Genomic DNA, 236 nt, shown 5'->3' with positions numbered 1-236 from the left:
CTGGCCGCGCAGTTCGGCGGCATGGCGCAAGGTCCAGTGGGCCGGCATGTGCAGGTGCATGTCCACAAACTGGCGCTGGCCCGCCCTGCGGGTCGATACATGGTCAAACCGCACGGCGCCGGGCGGCTGGGCCTGCACAAACTGCTGCAGCGTGGCGTCGATGGTAGCTTGCACCTCGGGCTCCACCGCCGAATCCATGAGCCCCTGGGACGAGCGCCAGACCAGCTCCAGCCCTT

General features: G+C 68.6%; 1 protein-coding gene. It reads right to left on the bottom strand.

All coding sequences use genetic code 11. The annotated features are described in order from the left end of the window. The coding region (locus DBV10_RS22455; RefSeq protein WP_305010890.1) for a cation transporter dimerization domain-containing protein at positions 1 to 236 on the bottom strand (236 nt) is incomplete at both ends.

The organism is Acidovorax sp. FJL06, from assembly GCF_003852545.1.
Classification (GTDB): Bacteria; Pseudomonadota; Gammaproteobacteria; order Burkholderiales; family Burkholderiaceae_C; genus Acidovorax.
The sequence above is the reverse complement of the archived record's forward strand: the minus strand, read 5'-3'. Positions and strand labels throughout refer to the sequence as shown.